The 17,338-nt window shown below is 49.3% G+C and carries 26 protein-coding genes; 14 read left to right on the forward strand and 12 right to left on the reverse strand.

The features are described 5' to 3' along the window. Window positions 1–85: 85 nt before the first annotated feature. Window positions 86–898 (reverse strand): SDR family NAD(P)-dependent oxidoreductase, encoded by an 813-nt coding sequence (locus tag EXIG_RS07625; protein WP_012370351.1) that lies wholly within the window; start codon window positions 896–898, stop codon window positions 86–88. 84 nt (window positions 899–982) lie between these two features. After that, entirely contained in the window at window positions 983–1,750 is a 768-nt protein-coding gene (locus EXIG_RS07630) for an SDR family NAD(P)-dependent oxidoreductase (RefSeq protein ID WP_012370352.1), read from the reverse strand. 120 nt (window positions 1,751–1,870) lie between these two features. On the opposite strand from EXIG_RS07630, the gene EXIG_RS07635 reads away from it, so the two are divergent. Next, complete coding sequence (locus EXIG_RS07635) at window positions 1,871–2,503, forward strand: hypothetical protein (RefSeq protein WP_012370353.1); 633 nt, start codon at window positions 1,871–1,873, stop codon at window positions 2,501–2,503. Here the strand turns inward: EXIG_RS07635 and EXIG_RS07640 are convergent. After that, window positions 2,485–3,351 (reverse strand): LysR family transcriptional regulator, encoded by an 867-nt coding sequence (locus EXIG_RS07640; protein ID WP_012370354.1) that lies wholly within the window; start codon window positions 3,349–3,351, stop codon window positions 2,485–2,487. The genes EXIG_RS07635 and EXIG_RS07640 overlap by 19 nt on opposite strands. Before the next feature lie 143 nt (window positions 3,352–3,494). Between EXIG_RS07640 and EXIG_RS07645 the strand changes: the two genes are divergently transcribed. The 5 genes from EXIG_RS07645 to EXIG_RS07660 all read left to right on the forward strand — a co-directional run bounded on the left by EXIG_RS07645 (window position 3,495) and on the right by EXIG_RS07660 (window position 6,271). Next, window positions 3,495–3,833, forward strand: a complete 339-nt coding sequence (locus EXIG_RS07645) for an ArsR/SmtB family transcription factor (protein ID WP_012370355.1) — start codon at window positions 3,495–3,497, stop codon at window positions 3,831–3,833. A gap of 6 nt (window positions 3,834–3,839) precedes the next feature. After that, on the forward strand, window positions 3,840–4,193 hold the full coding sequence (locus tag EXIG_RS16155; RefSeq protein ID WP_268741714.1) for an SRPBCC domain-containing protein: 354 nt from the start codon (window positions 3,840–3,842) through the stop codon (window positions 4,191–4,193). Then, complete coding sequence (locus EXIG_RS16160; protein ID WP_268741716.1) at window positions 4,103–4,354, forward strand: SRPBCC family protein; 252 nt, start codon at window positions 4,103–4,105, stop codon at window positions 4,352–4,354. The genes EXIG_RS16155 and EXIG_RS16160 overlap by 91 nt, the downstream gene beginning before the upstream one ends. Window positions 4,355–4,524: 170 nt before the next feature. Beyond that, a complete protein-coding gene (locus tag EXIG_RS07655; protein ID WP_012370356.1) occupies window positions 4,525–5,817 on the forward strand; it encodes a globin-coupled sensor protein in 1,293 nt (430 codons plus the stop codon). Window positions 5,818–5,830: 13 nt separating this feature from the next. Continuing rightward, entirely contained in the window at window positions 5,831–6,271 is a 441-nt protein-coding gene (locus EXIG_RS07660; protein WP_012370357.1) for a DUF4362 domain-containing protein, read from the forward strand. Window positions 6,272–6,296: 25 nt separating this feature from the next. On the opposite strand, the gene EXIG_RS07665 is transcribed toward EXIG_RS07660, so the two are convergent. The 4 genes from EXIG_RS07665 to EXIG_RS07680 form a co-directional block, all read right to left on the reverse strand. Continuing rightward, window positions 6,297–6,950, reverse strand: coding sequence for a homing endonuclease associated repeat-containing protein (locus tag EXIG_RS07665; RefSeq protein WP_012370358.1), 654 nt, complete (start codon window positions 6,948–6,950; stop codon window positions 6,297–6,299). Between the two features lie 111 nt (window positions 6,951–7,061). Continuing rightward, window positions 7,062–7,433: a hypothetical protein gene (locus EXIG_RS07670; RefSeq protein WP_012370359.1), complete on the reverse strand. Its 372-nt coding sequence runs from the start codon at window positions 7,431–7,433 to the stop codon at window positions 7,062–7,064. A gap of 40 nt (window positions 7,434–7,473) precedes the next feature. Then, window positions 7,474–8,361 carry an NAD-dependent epimerase/dehydratase family protein gene (locus EXIG_RS07675; protein WP_012370360.1) on the reverse strand — a complete coding sequence of 296 codons (888 nt, stop codon included), beginning with the start codon at window positions 8,359–8,361 and terminating at the stop codon, window positions 7,474–7,476. Window positions 8,362–8,382: 21 nt separating this feature from the next. Then, entirely contained in the window at window positions 8,383–8,676 is a 294-nt protein-coding gene (locus EXIG_RS07680) for a hypothetical protein (RefSeq protein WP_012370361.1), read from the reverse strand. A 151-nt stretch (window positions 8,677–8,827) separates the two neighbouring features. Between EXIG_RS07680 and EXIG_RS07685 the strand changes: the two genes are divergently transcribed. Continuing rightward, entirely contained in the window at window positions 8,828–9,475 is a 648-nt protein-coding gene (locus EXIG_RS07685; RefSeq protein ID WP_012370362.1) for a hypothetical protein, read from the forward strand. Window positions 9,476–9,518: 43 nt separating this feature from the next. Here the strand turns inward: EXIG_RS07685 and EXIG_RS07690 are convergent, their stop codons facing one another. Next, window positions 9,519–10,007 (reverse strand): hypothetical protein, encoded by a 489-nt coding sequence (locus EXIG_RS07690; protein ID WP_012370363.1) that lies wholly within the window; start codon window positions 10,005–10,007, stop codon window positions 9,519–9,521. Further along, complete coding sequence (locus EXIG_RS07695; RefSeq protein WP_012370364.1) at window positions 10,004–11,230, reverse strand: MFS transporter; 1,227 nt, start codon at window positions 11,228–11,230, stop codon at window positions 10,004–10,006. Before EXIG_RS07695 ends, EXIG_RS07690 begins: the two co-directional genes overlap by 4 nt. A gap of 208 nt (window positions 11,231–11,438) precedes the next feature. On the opposite strand from EXIG_RS07695, the gene EXIG_RS07700 reads away from it, so the two are divergent. Together EXIG_RS07700 and EXIG_RS07705 are read left to right on the forward strand one after the other, a co-directional pair. After that, entirely contained in the window at window positions 11,439–11,945 is a 507-nt protein-coding gene (locus EXIG_RS07700; RefSeq protein WP_012370365.1) for a GNAT family N-acetyltransferase, read from the forward strand. Window positions 11,946–11,971: 26 nt separating this feature from the next. Further along, the gene (locus tag EXIG_RS07705; RefSeq protein WP_012370366.1) at window positions 11,972–12,298 is read left to right on the forward strand and encodes a hypothetical protein; all 327 of its coding nucleotides are present in this window, start codon (window positions 11,972–11,974) and stop codon (window positions 12,296–12,298) included. Between the two features lie 46 nt (window positions 12,299–12,344). Here the strand turns inward: EXIG_RS07705 and EXIG_RS07710 are convergent, their stop codons facing one another. Genes EXIG_RS07710 through EXIG_RS07720 form a run of 3 tightly spaced genes read right to left on the reverse strand, consistent with a single transcriptional unit; the run spans window position 12,345 to window position 13,861 of the window. Next, on the reverse strand, window positions 12,345–12,776 hold the full coding sequence (locus EXIG_RS07710) for a hypothetical protein (RefSeq protein WP_012370367.1): 432 nt from the start codon (window positions 12,774–12,776) through the stop codon (window positions 12,345–12,347). Window positions 12,777–12,799: 23 nt separating this feature from the next. Continuing rightward, on the reverse strand, window positions 12,800–13,369 hold the full coding sequence (locus EXIG_RS07715; RefSeq protein WP_148206611.1) for a hypothetical protein: 570 nt from the start codon (window positions 13,367–13,369) through the stop codon (window positions 12,800–12,802). 21 nt (window positions 13,370–13,390) lie between these two features. After that, window positions 13,391–13,861, reverse strand: a complete 471-nt coding sequence (locus EXIG_RS07720; RefSeq protein WP_012370369.1) for a GNAT family N-acetyltransferase — start codon at window positions 13,859–13,861, stop codon at window positions 13,391–13,393. A 163-nt stretch (window positions 13,862–14,024) separates the two neighbouring features. Here EXIG_RS07720 and EXIG_RS07725 point away from each other — a divergent pair, with 163 nt between their 5' ends. The 5 genes from EXIG_RS07725 to EXIG_RS07745 all read left to right on the forward strand — a co-directional run bounded on the left by EXIG_RS07725 (window position 14,025) and on the right by EXIG_RS07745 (window position 17,148). Beyond that, entirely contained in the window at window positions 14,025–14,462 is a 438-nt protein-coding gene (locus tag EXIG_RS07725) for an NUDIX domain-containing protein (RefSeq protein WP_012370370.1), read from the forward strand. A gap of 14 nt (window positions 14,463–14,476) precedes the next feature. Next, complete coding sequence (locus EXIG_RS07730; protein ID WP_012370371.1) at window positions 14,477–14,941, forward strand: GNAT family N-acetyltransferase; 465 nt, start codon at window positions 14,477–14,479, stop codon at window positions 14,939–14,941. 248 nt (window positions 14,942–15,189) lie between these two features. Next, window positions 15,190–15,564: a YciI family protein gene (locus tag EXIG_RS07735; RefSeq protein ID WP_012370373.1), complete on the forward strand. Its 375-nt coding sequence runs from the start codon at window positions 15,190–15,192 to the stop codon at window positions 15,562–15,564. A gap of 109 nt (window positions 15,565–15,673) precedes the next feature. After that, window positions 15,674–16,378: an ABC transporter ATP-binding protein gene (locus tag EXIG_RS07740; RefSeq protein WP_012370374.1), complete on the forward strand. Its 705-nt coding sequence runs from the start codon at window positions 15,674–15,676 to the stop codon at window positions 16,376–16,378. Further along, window positions 16,375–17,148, forward strand: a complete 774-nt coding sequence (locus EXIG_RS07745; protein WP_012370375.1) for an ABC transporter permease — start codon at window positions 16,375–16,377, stop codon at window positions 17,146–17,148. Before EXIG_RS07740 ends, EXIG_RS07745 begins: the two co-directional genes overlap by 4 nt. The last annotated feature ends 190 nt before the right edge of the window (window positions 17,149–17,338 follow it).

Genomic DNA, 17,338 nt, shown 5'->3' on the forward strand with positions numbered 1-17,338 from the left:
CTGATGATGAAGCTAATTTGGATTTTAGCGATTACCGCCTATCCGGTTATTATGGCCATTCAAATATCAAAGCGGAAAGCGTAAGTTACGTTATAAACGTCGCCGGTTGCGTTCCGTCCTGATCCGTAAAGCCATAGTCACGTGCGAGATCCGACACGAACAAAGCTTGCCCGGTCCGTTGCAGGATATCCGGGTCCTGGGCAAGGGCGACAACAGCCCGTCCGACATAAGCAGTTGTTTCAGTCGCATCACTGCTGAAGCCTGCGTCGACGACCCGTTCCGTCCGCATGAAGCCGGGACAGAGCGCAATCGAAGCGATGCGAGACGTTCGAAGTTCCTGACCCATCACAAATGTCATCCGATTGATCGACTGCATCGCTAAGTCATAATACAAATTGCCGGCGGCTTGATCCGGCGTGAACGACGTCAAATTGACGATCAATGCTGCTGGACTTTGCTGAAGCAACGGAACAGCCGCCCTCGTCGTCAGCAAATAGGCTTTCGGGCCGGCGACCATCATCGCGTCCCAGTGTTCCGGGGGACGTTCCCAAAATCGTTTGCCTTGCCCCGCAGGAAGGGAAGCTTCCGAACCACCGAACACACTGTTGACGAGCAGGTCGATCCGCCCGTGCTGGTCTTGAATCTGTTGGAACAAGCAAGTTATCTCGTCCGGATCGGTATGGTCACAACGGACCGGAATACCGAAACCACCGCGAGCCGTGACACCGGCGGCCGTCTGTTCAATCGTTTCCGGACGACCGTCGGTGGAGCTTTCCTGCTTACTGCGACCCGTCACGTAGACGGTTGCTCCGGATCGTCCCAGTTCGTAAGCGATTCCGCGACCGGCGCCGCGGGATGCGCCGGTAACGACAGCAATCGTATCTCTTAATGAATCCATCTGGTTTTCCCACCTCACTTTAAAAATAGGACACGACAGAAAAAGGGACTTTCGATTAAAATCGGAAGTCCTTTTCGTCTCACGTTAAAATCCTTTAATCGTCATCCCGCCGTCAACGAACAGCGTCTGTCCGGTGACGTACGTTCCGGCGTCCGACGCAAGGAACACAGCCGGTCCAACGAGTTCCGTCAGTTCACCGACCCGGCCGAGCGGTGTCACGTCAACGATGTCCTGCAAATAAGCGGGATCGGCGAGCAACGGTTCCGTCAGCGGTGTCTTGAAATACCACGGTCCGATCGCATTGACGCGGATATTTTTCGGACCCCATTCAAGCGCTAGGACTTTTGTCATCTGAATCAAGGCGGCTTTCGTCGTCGCATAAACGACACCGGTCCGTAAGGCGACATGTCCCGCAACAGAAGCAATGTTCAGGATACTGCCGCCCGTGTCCTGCATCCGGCGACCGATTTCCTGTGAGAATAGGAAGGCAGACTTTAAGTTCGTCTGCTGGATTGTTTCCCACTCGTCCTCGGTGACATCCAGTGCTTTCGAGCGGATGTTCATTCCGGCGTTGTTGACGAGCACATCGATCCGGTCGACATATGTATAGGCACGGTCGACTGTCGCCTGGACCTGCGTCCGGTCGGTGACGTCGCACGTCAAAACAAAGGCCCGTCGTCCAAGCTGTTCGATTTGTTTTGCGGTTTCCTGTAAATCGGATTCCGTCCGGGCGACCAGTAAGACATCCGCGCCAGCTTCCGCCATTCCGATCGCCAGGGCACGGCCGATGCCGCGACCGGCACCGGTCACAAGAACGGTTTTCTGATCCAGTTGAAACGAAGGTAAGTACATATGATCACATCCTATTCTGACAGTGTAATTTTACTGTACGCTCAAATTGACTGAAAAGAAAGAAAAATGCTGATGGACTGATAACGATACGTTATTATTTGGTAAAAAAGGAGGGGCGACATGAAACGGAAGCTCGGACTGATGATTCTATCCGTTTTGGTAATGGCCACATCGCTGGTTGCTTTTGAACGTTATGTCTACACGACTTATATTTATAAACCGGCAGATTATACCTTCCATTACAAAATTAAGCCGCGCAAAGCAATGAAGGGGCCGAAATTTGGAGCAAAACCGTTCCCGAAAGGTCCAATGATCAAAGGTGCCTCCTTGTTCTTGCCGGATATGCTGCTGCCGGTCGGAGCACTGGTCACAGCCTTCTTATCTGTGTTTGTGTTCCGCCGGTTACTCGGATACCGTCGGCGTAAACAGTTGCATGAACCGACGGAAGAGGGGGATTCGCAAATCTTACGTCCGAAGATAGCACCGCTTGACTGGCATCCGGAGCAACAACGACAACAAACGGACTCCGTTTCCGAAGTCCGTCAATTGATTGCTTCTTTTGACCGGCAGCTGCCGGACGGATCAAAACGCCGGCCGGAAGAAACGGTCCAGGACTGGCTCGACCGGATCAAGTTGACGATTGATCCGATGCTCTATCATGTGGTCCGTTACGGTGAAATCGACGATCAGACGCTCGACCGTTCCGAAATCGACGCTCTGCGGAACCGACTGAATCAACGGCTACGCGGATGACCAATCAAACGGAGTAATGTCTGATGGTGTTCTGCATCCCGTGTTACGAGAGATAGTTCCCGTGTCACGTCAAAGCCGGTGATCGGCAATGTCCGGACTTCCGGCGGGAGACCATCCTGAAAGATTGCCGGTAAAATCGCGATCCCGAGTTTTGCCCGGATGAAGCCAAGGACGCTTGAACCAAATTCCATTTCCGAGGCGACGGTATAGGTCGCCCCGCGTTCCGCAAACGCGGCTTTCAGGATATTCGTCGAGTCACAGTCAATCGGCAAAGACAGGAACGACGAGGCTTCGATTTGATCGAACCGGACATCGACACAGCCTTCGAACCGTTCATCGGCTTCATGGAAGTACAGTAAAAACGGTTCCGTATACAGATGCGTCGACGGATACGGATGCTCGATTTGCCGATCGTCGAGCAATACGGCATCGTACTGATGCTGCTCCAAACCGGCCATCAGTTCGATGTACGTATGGGCCGTCTTGATCTTCAGTTCCGGACCGCCCACTGTTGGATGGTTGGCGAAGTGTTGCGGCAGGTAAGACATGGCGACACTCGGCCATGAACCGAGTGTAAACGACGTCTGTCCCTGCAACTGATCAATTTTTCGTTGCATGTCATCGAGCTGTTCGAGAATTTTTTGTCCGTCTTTGAAGACGATTTCTCCTGCCGGCGTCAATGAGACGCCGCTCGTCGTCCGTGTGAACAGGGGAGCGCCGACCGCCTGTTCGAGATTTTTGATTTGTTTGCTAAGCGCCGGTTGCGTCATATGCAAAAGTTCGCTCGCTTTCGTCAGGCTGGATGTTTCCGCCGTGACGTGAAAGGCTTCGAGCCATTCGGTTTTCATCAGACTTCACTCTCTCTTTACATGCGTGTGCTTTGACGATACTGTACGTTCGTTTCATCTGACAACTGTTTCGCTCAATTTTATATATTCTTTGTTTGGAATATTCCTTTAAGGGTATATATAAATAAGAAGAGGTGGAAATTATGTCAGAGAGGCTTGCACGTACGTTATTTGCATTATCCGATACCAATCGCCTGAACATCGTCGAACTGTTAAAGACAGGTCCGTTGCCGGTCGGTGAGATTGCCGCACAGTTAGGTCTTAACCAACCGCAGACATCAAAACACCTAAAGGTTTTGCTCGAAGCAGATCTCGTTCGCATCGAACCGGCCGCGAACCGCCGGATTTATCATTTGCGAACAGAGCCGTTCCAAGGTCTCACTGCGTGGAGCCAATCGTTTGAACAGCAGATGGTCAGCCGGATGACACGACTTGAAGGATATTTGGAACAGATACAGGACACAGTCAACCTAAAGGAGTGAATGAAGATGCAGGAAAAATTAAAAACGAAAGTCGACGGTTCCATTTTACAGATGGAATGGACGTTCAACGCTCCACGTGAGCTGGTATTTGCCGCATTTACGGAAAAAGAGTATCTCGAAGCCTGGTGGGGACCGGAAGGCTGGCAAACGGAAATCACGACCTTTGATTTCGTCGAAGGCGGCATTTGGCATTACTGTATGCGCTGCAAGGATCCCGCGCAAGGGAATTCTACGGAATGGAGTCGTGGGGAAAAGCGATCTTCCGACAAATTGATGCCCCGCAAAGTTACGCCCACGCCGATTATTTTTCGGATGCTTCCGGAACAATTTCCGAAGAATTGCCGGGCAGTGAAAACGTGACGACGTTCGAAGCCGTCGGTGACCGGACTCGGGTAGTGTTCCGGTCGGACTTTAAGACCGAGGAAGCGGTAAAACAAGTCCTTGAGATGGGGATGAAAGAAGGGTTTACGTCACAACTGCATCGTCTCGATCAATGGCTTCTTCAACGAACCGTATCCTAAAAGATCTGACAATCCGTCACGGACGGATTGTTTTTTCGAATATTCGGTCATATCTGTCACTCTTTTGGAAAAAAGGTCTTCCATATTGGGAATTCAAAGGAAAATGCTTCATCTTTGGCAGTATGGAGCCGTTATACAAGATGAGATGATTGAAAAAGGGGATCGATAGTGTGAAATGGTGGGCAAAACAACAAGAGATGACGTTTTCAGAACGGATGCAACAAGAACAGGTACATGTTCGCTTAGAAGCGGGGTCAGCATTTGCGCAACAACTCCAGCTGATTGATTTGACGGTCGAGGATTTACAAATCGTTCGTTTGATCCGTCACGATGTCGCGGAGTGGATGCCGCAGATGGTTGATGCGTTTTATGCGGAGTTGGTCCGGGTGCCGGAGCTGAAACAACTGATTGAACGGCATTCGACGCTTGAACGGTTAAAAGGAACGCTCGCCAAGCATATCCTCCAAATGTTTGACGGACAGGTCACACCGGACTACATCAACGTCCGAAAACGGATCGCCGACCGGCATGTCCGGATCGGCCTGCAAAACAAGTGGTACATCGCCGCGTTCCAAAAGGTATTAAACGTCTTGAGCCGGCAAATCGAGGACAGTACGTTACCGGAGTCGGAACAGGTCCGGATTGTCCGCTCCGCCGGGAAACTGTTTAATCTCGAACAACAGATCGTTTTGACGATGTATGAGGAGATGGTCGATGCCGAGCGGCAGACGGTGACGGATGCGAAACAGCGTGTCGGACAGACCGTTCAAAAGTCGACAGAGGAACTGGCCGCGATGAGTCAACAATCGTCCGCCAGTTTTCAGGAAATGGAGCGACATGCCCAACAGGTTTCGTTGACGACGGGAACGATTGCGACGCAATTAAGCCAAGCCGCGAAAGAAGCAGAGGATGGCGTCGATTTGGTCGAGGCGGAAACGAAACGGTTCGAGCACGTCGTCAACGAGATGACGCAGACGACGGAACAGATGACGCAACTTGCTTTTTTATCGCAAGAAATCGAACGAATTGCCGGAATGGTGACGGCGATTTCCGATCAGACGAACCTGTTGAGTCTCAACGCCTCGATCGAGGCCGCACGGGCCGGCGAGATGGGACGTGGCTTTACCGTCGTCGCCCAGGAAATCCGGAAACTGGCGGAAGAAAGTAAACGTTCCGCGTCAGAAGCATCAAGCATCGCGCAGGAAATCACCTCGAAAATGGGACAAGTCTCACGGCGGATGAACGGAACAGAACAATCGGTCGTGCAAACGACGGAGGAGCTGGCGCGCGTCGTCACCGCCTTTACGACGATTTCCCGCCAAACGGTCGATGTCTCGAAACAGATCATTACGCTGTCGCAGGATACGGAACAGGTTGCCGGAACGATTGAAGGGATGCGCCATATCGCGGAATCGATTGCCGAGACGGCTGACGATTTACAAACCGTTGCGACGACACTCTGAAGGAGGGATGGGGATGAGAAAACGAATCTATCTGTTGTTTGGAGTTGGAATTCTGATGCTTGCCGGTTGTGCAAGTAACGATTACCCGTCAGAGGAAGCCATTAAAAACGGCGATATCGTCACGACACCGGAACGGGCGAACGTTGACCAGTTTGAAACGTTTTTACAGCGGGTGGAGGCGAATAAAAAAGACACAATTCGGATCACGAACTATACGACGGAAGGAGATGCAATTCTGGAAGACATCACCTACGACGGAAAACAGTTCGTCTATTCACTGGATTCATCGCGCGACGAATACTGTTCCCAGGCCGACGACCGGGAAAAAGAAGTCTGTCGAAACATGCAGAAGAAAGCTGAAAACGAAGGATATGTCTTTACATTGACCGATTGTCAGGAAGGTCAGGATCATATTGTTTTTACTGCACGTCCAGGTGAATTATCTGACAGATGACAAAAGGTTGATCCTCAGACGGGGATCAACCTTTTGTGTCCAGTGTCTCCTCGAGCAGTCGCAGGGCTTCCCGCCAGCTGGAAAAGCGTTCAATCAATAACGTTAAGGAAGGAGCTTGATGTGTCCGGGAGTACCGGACATATTCCTGGCTCGTGATAGTCGGACCAATCGCGTCATAGGCTTCGCGTAAGGCATTTAAGCAGTCTTCATTTGAGTAGAGGCCGCTTGACGATAATTGAAAATGAGCCAACGCCTGTTTCCAGGTTCCGTGATGGCGGATAATGGTATTCGCACTCATCATTTGCGGATAATTGGCCCTCAGTTCGGAATAGGACCGGATGGTTATCCGGGAGCCGCATGTTTTGACATAAAAGGCGATGCTGTCATCAACACTCCAGCGGTCACTGTTTGCCGAATCGGTTTTCGAGCGGTCGAGCACCGCCCGTTTTTCAGTCGATAGTTCGGAAGTCCGGATGATTCCCGCCTGTTCGAGCAAACGGGTCCAGGAGCCGAACCGCCGTTCGATTTCCGACAGGGACGGATACGGTAAATAGCGGGCTAACTTTTGATAGTGGGCAGCTTTCATCGGTGCTGTGTGCAATTGGTGCAGTCCTTGAATCAAGCGGATGATTTTTTCATTGGTCGTTACAGAAGTGGATGTAGGCGTGGTTTCTTTCATAGGAAGTCTCCCTTAGCGGATGGCTGTTCATAATGCCGCTAGTGTACCATCTAGCCTTAAGAGATTTAACTAACAAAATCGTAAGGTTCGGACTGATGTCCTGAAACGGGTTCAGCCCTCTGCAATGGCTTCGTACCGAAACGCGACAGTCCCTTGAAACACGTACAATTCGCCCGTTGAATTTTTTGACTGGTACAACTTCGTTCCTTTCGGCCAGTCGGTTGCTGTCCGGTCGGCAAGTGCTTCTTTTCCAGATAACTGTTTTTGGACGGTCGTAATGGAAACCAGATCTTTTTTCACGATGGTCATATCTTTGCCGCTCCGTTTATAGACACGATCATGGATCCGGATTAAATCCGCTGATTGATCCTGGCGGGCTTCCTTCGCAATGATGTCGGTCGTTGAGATCGTTTCGGTTTCCCGCGCACAGCCGGCAGTCAGACAAATGCTGCTCAGCAGGATGAAAATCAACTGTTTTTTCATTTCAGTCCTCCGTTTCGTTAGTCAGGCAGAAGAAGCTCTTTTATTTGGCGTTCGGTTGCAGTGAGAACAACTGGAGCAACCGCTCTATTGTCTCGTCAAACGATCGAACCGGTTCGTAACCGAGTGTCTTGATTTTGTCTGTTGCATAGGTCGGACGTTCCGCGACACGATCAGGGATTTGATACGGTTTGCCGGAGGCTTCAACCATCCGCATCCGGAAGTCCGTTTCCGGAATGTTGGTATCGACGGTGTGAAACACATCACCTGGTTTTCCACGTGTCAGGACGAGGAAAACCATCTCGGCAATGTTATCGGCATGGACCCAGTTGACGAGATCGTCCGGGTGGACCCAGGTCACGCAATCCGCTTCCTGCATCCGTCTGACTTGCCGGTCGCCCCAGTGGGAATCCTGTTCGGCGCAAATGGCACCGGGGCGGAGAATCCGGACGTCCAAGCCGCGGGCGGCGTAATCGTTTAGAATCTGTTCCGACCGGATTTTTGTTTGGATATAGGGTGCCGGATGTTCAACCGCGAGCGGCGACGACTCCGTCAAATGACCATCTGCCGGTTCCCCGTAAACGGATGTCGTCGAGATGTGAAGGACACGTGCTCCGGTATTTAACGCGACCGTTGCTAAATGAATGACACCTTCAACATTCGACTGGCGGGCAAGATTTTCATCATCACCGAGATAGGCGGCGCAATGGACGACCCAGTCAATCTGATCCATCGCTTTTTCAAGTGACGTTTGATTGGTCAAATCACCAAAAACCGGCGTGATCCCGAGTGATTCGAATTCGTTGAACCGCTCCGCCTGTCGTATCAATCCCCGGACTTCAAGCGCCTCTGACAATAATCGTTTTGCGATGCGCAGTCCAAGCGTCCCGGTGACACCGGTGACGAGAATCCGTTTTCCGGACAGTTCCATCTGTTCAACCTTCTTTCTAAATTATTTCACCCGCTCAATCGTTGCGACGAGCGGTTTTTTACCGTTCCGGTATGCAAAGCGGATAATATCCCCCTTTTGGAGAACGGATAATTGATTCGTCCGCCCGTCAATTGTTGTCTCGCCGTCCAGTGTGACTTCGGTCAAGGCATACTGTTCCTCCGGATTTTGGTCGTCCGGACCGAGCGAAAGCTGATTGCCGTTCAGTTCTTCGATCACGTATGCCTGATCGGAACAACCGGATAAAATGCCTACTATGAATAGACTCAACAGCATCAGCCAAATGATTCGGCGCATGTCTCCACCACGCTTTCAATTAGTAGAATTCAGAGATCAATCGGTTATGTTCATTGTAGGGATAGGAAACGAAATGCGAAAGTGCAATATGGATGAATTTAGTCAATTTAATAAAAAGGATGGTAATATTAAGAAAAAAAGGAGGAGTGTCATGAATGCTTTTGCTAAAAAAGTACTGAGCCTTTTCGGTGTCATGGTCGTGATGTCCGGTCTGGTGGTTTTCCTGTATGTCCAGTCGATGGAACCGGACGAACCGGAAGCCGACCGTGTGGGGCGCGAGACAAAATCATACATCGCAAAGTATTTTAAACAGGCAGAACTGCAAGGTGTCTTTTATGATGCCGCGGGGAAATACTCTGAGTTTGATTATGCCGTACAATTACAGGAGCCAAAAACCAATACGGAATTTTTCGTCTACATCGATCAGCAGACAAAGCAGGTCACGGATACGTACTTGTCTGAGCAGTGGTCACAGGAACTGACGGAACAGATTCGTCCGCTTGTTGAAAACATCTTCGGTAAAGGGACGGTGTACAGGGCCGTCTATTATCAGGACGATGTCCAACAGTTGAAATTGGATCCGACATCGTCAAGCAAATATCAAAAAGCAAAAATCCCGCCATTCATTACGATTACACTGCAACGGGACCGGTTACCGACGGAAGAAAAAAATCTGATGCGGCTGGCAACGGCTATAAAGAAAAAGAAGTTACTCCGGCACGGAAATCTGACCACGGAATACATAAATGTAAATGGTGTTCTGCAGGAAGAGGAAATCGGATTTAATACGTACTTTTAATAAAAGAGCGGACGACCTGGAGTGTCAGGTCGTCCGCTCTTGTTCAGTTTCCAGCTACCAGGCTTTGAAGGTAAACGATTCCCATGAACAAAATCCAAACACCAATCGGAATTTCAAGACTCATCAAGGCTTGCGTCAGCCGGTACGAAGCTCGTTTGTTTTGTAAGTAACGATCTGTCACGAAAAACAGGAGTGCTGCAGCTAAGCTGAGGATACCGGCGTAAGGATTAAATATCAGGAAAAAAACAGATCCGAATGCCAGATGCAATACACCCGATACAATGAATTCAGCTTTTTGATGTTTGGTGATCCGTCGGCTGATGACCTCACTGAGCAGTGACTTCATCCCGCCGTAAATCAGGATGAACGGAAAACTGTACATCAGGTGGAACGGGATGGTGATTATAACACTTGAAAGATACTGGCAAATCGAGTTGGCAGGAGCGCTCGTCGGATCCGGAACGAACAGACCGAACAAAATGGCAAAGATGGCGCCGGAGATCGAAGCCGAAATTACTTTCCGGTAAATCATACGATATGTCTCCCTTCTTGCTCCTGTACATGTTTCGCTTCCCGTACCGGAAACAACAGACCGACTCCGATAATCAGAGCACAACCGATAAAGATGGCCGACAGTCCGAATGTCGCAACAAACGACATCGTTCCGAGAATGATTAAGTCGAACGCGGAATCGACGAGATTGAGCAACGAGAGCGTCGTCGCCCGGCTGCCGGACGGGATGTGTTCGTTGATGATTCCGGAATAAAGCGGTTGGCGGATTGACCGAAGCATCCGCAGGACAAAAAAGAGTACTAAGGCAATCCATAAGCTGTCAAACAGGAAACTGGCCAACGTAACAGCAAGCAGTGTGACGACGCCGGACAGTTGCATCAACGTCGTCCGTTTAAACCGGAGCAACAGCCAGGCGAGATGTCGGGTGATCAGCATGCTGAGTAGAGCGGCGCTTGCATACAAAACGCCGAGCCATGCAACGGGAAGTCCGGCTCCCGTCACGTTCGGTTGCTCAAATTTCCCGAAAATGACGACAGATGGAATCAACACAATCGTGAAGTTGAGAAAAACTTTAATCAGATCCGGTGATCGGCGGATAATCTGCCAACCGTTTTTGACATGGGTATACGGGTTGTCCCGGAACTGGTCAAAAGATTTAGGGTTGATCAGACTGAAAATCAACAGGAATTCGATGATTTTGAAGAGAATTCCGATGAGGATCAGAAATTGGAACTGACTTTCCGCCAAGTCCCGGACGAGAAAGGCGCCGATCAGGCTGGTAAAAATCGTGACGAAAAACATGACAGACGAGATCTTCGCCATGACCTGACTCATCGTCTTTTCCTGTCCACTTTCCTTTAAGGATTCGTAAATCAGAGCATCGTCTGAACCGGAAAAGAAGGACGTTGATAATCCCCACAGCAGTCCCTGAATGGAAAACCACCAAAGGTCATCCGCAATCAGCAACAGACTGGTTGAGAAAATACTGATCAGGCTGCCGGTTAAAAACGATGCTTTTGGTCCGAAGAGGTCGGCAAAGGCACCGGTCGGGATTTCCGATACTAACGTCGCGGCACAATACATGAAGAGAATGATCAGAATGTCAGATGCCGACAAGCCGCGCTGGAAATAAAACAAGGTGATGACCGGATCGAGGAGATTGATCGTGCCGAACAAGGTGATGAAATAAAACACACGGACATTATGGGTAGCCAGATTATGATGATTTCGTTTGATGAACATGATATGTCCTAACTTGAACTGTAATGTTATTCTACACAATTATAATGATAATATATGGAATTTGAAAGGAATAATTAGGAGTTCAGAAAGGAATAGCGAAAGGAAACGAGAATACAACAGATAATCATAACAGAGGATCAAATCAGCCGCTGATTTGAAAGGGGGAGTCGACAATCGGTAACCAAATGACAAAGAGAAGGTGGTTTCTATGAACATTCAATTGCAAGCCTGTACGGCACAAGATGCCGATGAATTATTCGCGTTTGAACGTGATAACCGACGTTATTTCGAACAATCGATTCCGTCAAGAGGGGATGATTACTACGAACCGGAGACATTCCGGGAGCGGCATGCCTCTCTCTTGCAGGAACAGCTGGACGGCAAATCGTTCTTTTTTTTGATTAAAAACGAAACCGGATCCATTCTCGGCCGAATCAACTTGGTGGACCGGCATCCGATCACCAAGCGGGCCGAGCTCGGTTACCGGATCGGGCGGTTGAACACGGTAAAAGGTATTGCGACACAAGCCGTCCGCTTGTTGATGGAATACTGTCCGGCACTTGATATTCAAGAAATCCAGGCCAAAACGACGGACGGAAACACCGCTTCGCAAATCATCTTGTCACGTAACGGATTCAAACGAGTCAATGAAGAGGAAACAGCGGAATTAAACGGTCAACAGGTGACGCTCATTCAGTTTAAACGAATCGTTTAAAATCGATTGAATCGAGGAGGATGTTTATGCTAACCCTGACATTAATCAATGCATCGAGTGTTATTTTGAGTGATACCGCACTGCGCCTTGTCTTGTTTGGTGAACTGTTGGTGCTCGTCCTTTTGTACTGGGCGTTCGCGCGATTCTCAAAACGCAGCCTTTGGATCGGTGGTCTTCTTTTAGTGATTGGATTTGCTGCACTCATTCCCGGCTATTTGTATGTCCAAAATTCGAATCCGCAAGACGCCGTCATTGACGTCGCGATTTTACTCTATTTCCCGCTCGAATTGATTGCGCTGGTGTTGGCGTTGCTCTCGCTCCGGAAACGTCCGGTGCGAAAGGCTGCGAAATAATTGAAAAAGCACCTTTAGAAAATGACTCCGGTATTCAAACCGTGAGTCATTTTTTAGGGGGGTTATGCGATTTTTTGAGGATTTTCTGCGAAATCCAAAAATACAGAGTCGCGGATGCACAAAAAAGCATAAGAAGAGACAACAGACCAGACAGCTCACTTGAGCGAATAGCTCCATCATGAAGCATTAAAAGAATGAGCAAGCCGATTAGAATGCCGGATACACCATATAGCAAAGCGACAGCCTTCCGGTGCTTAGGAAAGATTGAAATGAATCGTTTGTTCAGCCAGTCGACGAGGATTCCTGAAATGAAGATGATCGGAAACGAATAGATCGTGTAAATGACGAAAAGATCGAAAGATGAGAAATAGATGTCATCTCCTAAATCTTCGAAAAATGCATGAACGGATAAAACTAACGTCAACAGACCGGATGTGGCGATTGCGGTCAGAGCAGCTGATAATAATTTGTTCAACATACAGCACTCTCCTTTTTTCTGTTTCAGCTGATTTCACCGTTCCGTCCGCAATGGAATTCAATTGTCGGAATGTGTCCCGTCACGATGCCGTCTTTCGTATAGTAACCGCCGAGACTGATTTCATAGGTTTGATTGGCATCGATGCGCGTCGCTGTATAACCTTTTTGAATCCATTTTCCTTTCGTCCGGGATTCGGACGTGACCGAAACCGTATCCGAACAGAGATGACGTCCGGCACTTTGACTGTAGGCGGTCGTGATATCCGGTCGGACATTAATGTCACTTGCCGATTCCTCCTTGACCGCCTGTTTCTCGTTTGACGTCAAAGCAATCCTGAACGTACTCCGCTTTTCCGCGATTTTTCTGAATTCCTCGACCGGACGCCAGTCTTCATCCCGAAAGGCATAGATCGGGGCTAACTCCAGCTCACCATCCTGATGACTTTGATTCACGGATTCAATCACGATCTCGTATTGTTGATACCACTCATTTTTTTGCTCCGTCGTCGGTCCGTTTGTCTCAGCAATCGCGTCCGGCGACAACGGAACGAGCAGCGTAAGGGACAATAAAGCAGTAGATATTGTGTTTTTCATCGACATTCGAGTTCTCCTTTTTCAGGCCATGATTTTTTGATACTGAATCAGCGTCGCTTTGCCGTTCAACGATTTTCGGACACCGATTTCGACGTATCCCATCTTTTCGTACAACTCGCATGTCTTCGTCTCTTCGAAGAGACTGGACAGTTCCCATGTCTCAGCCTGCGGATAACAGGCTTCCGCGAGCAGCATGGCTTGTTTGGCAAATCCTTTGCCTTGCGCATCCGGTGCCAGAAACAACGGACTGATCCGGAAATAAACGTCTTCGTTCCAGCGAATACAGATCGCGCCGACGAGCTGTCCGTCCGCGATGATCTTTAAAAAACAGCCTGTCGGATGATGAATGCGCGCGTAGACCCGGTCAATCGTTTCATTGGCAGGGTTCGTGTCGTAATCTTGATATTTCTTAAGCAAAGGACTGAACGCTGCGACTTGCAGTTCAAATAAAGCAAGAGCATCGCTGTCGGTTGCCGGTTCCAAATGAATCATCCTGATCCTCCTTTTTTGACGTAATGGAATTATTTTACCATAAGGTCATTCATATGGAATTATTTTTCCTATTTTATAGAGGGCTCTCCCTGTCTGAAAAAGACTATGGTATAGTAGATAAGTTAAAAAATACCATCTACCGATTTGAGGGGGGGGAATGAGCATGACACGTCAAAAAAATATCGTCTATAACGTCTTATTGAACGAGGAACGGGATCAAGTGTTAATGGTCAAAAACATCGGACCGTCTTATTCGTATTACACGTTGCCCGGGGGAACAGTCGAAGCGGGGGAGACGTTACCGGAAGCAGCCGTCCGGGAAGCGAAGGAAGAAACCGGATATGACGTTGCGGTCGGGGAACTGTTACACGTCAGCGAAGCGTTTTTTCCGCAAGTCGATGAACATTGTCTGTTCTTCTTTTTCCAGTCGGAGATTCGCGGGGGCGAAATTGGCACGATTTTTCCGGATGAAATCGAAGAGATATCGTGGGTGACGATTGCCGACGCCGTTCAGTTCATGAATCTGTCGAAAGAATACGAACAGATTCTGACGACGCAACAGACGGTCCCGTATGTCTTCAACGGACAAATCACACACTGAGCGGAGGGGTAGGCATGAAGATTGTTGAAACAACGGATCTCGATACACTCGCCCGGCTGAATCGTTACGTCCATGAGCCGCACGTCGCGCAACAGCCGGACTTTTTTAAACCGTACGACTTTGCGACGGTCCGGGCGTTTTTTGCGAAAATGGTCGGGAAGGATCAACATCAGTTTTTAATTGCGGAACTGGACGGAGAAGCGATCGGCTACGTCTGGATCGAATATCTCCGGCGTCCGGAAAGTGCCTTCAACTTTGCCAATACCAAAGTCCGTGTCCATCATCTTTGTATTGTCGATGACAAACAGCAACAAGGGTTCGGCCGTCAGTTATTGCTTGAAGTCGAGCGACGGGCACTTGAACAAGGTATACATAAGATTGATCTCGATTACTGGATGAGCAACGACGGGGTCGACGTCTTTTACGAACGGCTCGGTTTTGAAAAGATGCGCCAAGTCGTCGCAAAATCGTTAAATTAAGAAAGAAGGAAGTACGAATGGATTATACAGACTTGAATTTCATTTTTGGTTTGCTGCGCATAGCAGTTCTCGTCATGGCGATCCCGTCAATGGTGTACGCGTTGTATCTGTTGCGGAAGATTGCTAATAAATAAGCGACACCTTGTTTCCTCGACGGAGACAAGGTGTTTTGTATTACATCGATTGAAAACAGGGTACTTAAATAATGAACGACGTCTCAGGAAAGCCTTGGAACTAGGAGGGATCAGATGTTATTTCTATTCATCGGTTATTACGATGCAGAAAAGATGAATCAGTCCTCGCAACAAGAGCTCGATGCCGTCATGGAACGGTGTAATCCACCGCTCGAAACGTTTTTTACGAAGCTCAACGTTCTGTATGAATGGCATCCGGGAGCCGAAACGAAACGGGCCCGGCTTCTCGACGGTCAGATTCAGCATCAGGACGGACCGGATCCGGACAAAACGGAACAGATCGGCAGTCTGATCGTGTTTGAAGCGGATGATTTGGAACGGGCGGTCGACTTGGCGTTACTTCATCCGACGACCCAGTTACCGGAAGCACAGAAGTACGGCTGGCGGATGGAAGTGCGGCCGCTGATTGACCCAAAAGAAGCCAAATAAACGGTTTTTTGAACATACAGCGCATCGAGGCGTTGTATGTTTTTGTGATTTTCGGGTATACCTGTTTCATAGCGGATTAATTGAAACCAGAAAGTCAGGTGAAGCAGACGTGTCGATCATTACCTTTGAAGACGTGCAGTACAAACACATACTCCGTGGCATCTCAGGTGCTTTTACGGAAGGAAAAATCACGACGCTCGTCGGACCAAGCGGTGCCGGTAAATCGACGTGCTTAAAACAAATCAACGGATTGATTTCCCCGGACAGCGGTCGGATTCGTTACCGTGGCGAGGACTTGGAACAGATGAACCTCGTCGAACTGCGGAAACAGATCGGAATGGCGTTTCAAAGTGCGCCGATGCTGCCGGGGTCCGTCATGGATAATCTCAGTTTGCCGAAAACAATTTTTCACGAGACTTTGGCACAGGACGAAGCGAAGCGTCTACTCGCACAAGTCGATCTCCATGTTGACTTGAAGCAGCCGGTCAAAGAGTTGTCGGGCGGTGAACGAAGCCGGCTCGCGATTGCCCGGACACTCGTTAATCAACCGGATGTCTTGTTACTCGACGAAATCACGGCCAGTCTTGATTTTCGGATGGTCAAGGAAATCGAACAGCTGATTCAGCGTCTGCAACGCGAGCTTCAGGTGACCGTCATCTGGATCACACATGATCTCGATCAGGCACGGCGGGTCAGTGAAGAAGTCTGGTTCTTAAAGGACGGTCAATTGCTCGAGCAGGGGGACGTCTCGTTGCTTGAACCGGACGGAACACGCCCGGACATCGAAGCGTTCTTGAAGGGGGAATCGTTATGAGTTACGTCCAACTGGCGACGTCGCTGATTTTCATTGCGATTCCGCTGATTCTTGCCTTTACACTGAAACTCGGTCTCGAAAAAGACATCCTGATTGCGACAGTCCGTTCCATCATTCAATTGCTGATCATCGGCTATATTCTGACGTTTGTTTTCGAGAGCGACAGTCCGATCTATATCCTGTTGATGATTCTGCTGATGATCGGAGCGGCGACGCTCAACGTCATCCGCAAGGGCGACGGGATTCCCGGGATCCAGTGGATTGTTCTTGCGACGCTGATTTCGGTCGAAGTGCTGACGATGGGGCTGATGCTCGGTCTAAACATCATTCCGTTTGAAGCCCAGCAAGTCATTCCAATCAGCGGGATGGTGATCGGGAACTGTATGATTCTGTCGCTGTTATTCTTGAACAAGTTTAAGGACGAGGTCGAACGCAGTGACGAAGTGATCGAATTGATTTTATCCCTCGGCGGTGATACGAAAACGGCAATTGATACCAGTCTAAAAAGTGCCATCCGGACGAGTATGATTCCGACGATCGAAGCGCAGAAGACGATGGGTTTGGTTCAACTGCCGGGCATGATGAGCGGTCTGATCATCGGCGGGGCCAATCCGATGGAAGCCGTCCTGTACCAATTGCTGATCTTATTCCTGTTGCTGACGACGGCAGCGACGTCGGCTGTCCTCGTTGGTTACATGTCGTACCGGAAATTGTTTAATCAGAAATCACAGTTCATCGGTCTGACGTACCGGAAGGACAAACAGAACTGATTTGAATTTTGAAACAGCCCCTGAGACGCTTAGCGGGTTGAAGAATTAAAGCAGTAACAAACAAGCCGTGCAACCACTCCCTTTTCGGGAATCGGTTGCACGGCTTGTTTTTGAAGGATTCCTTTCCATCGCGGTCTTTCTTTAAAAAGCAGGAAATCTTTAATGAACAGCGAATTCTGTCTACAGAGAA

Origin of the sequence: Exiguobacterium artemiae 255-15 (genome assembly GCF_000019905.1) — a bacterium.
GTDB classification, from domain to species: Bacteria; Bacillota; Bacilli; order Exiguobacteriales; family Exiguobacteriaceae; genus Exiguobacterium_A; species Exiguobacterium_A artemiae.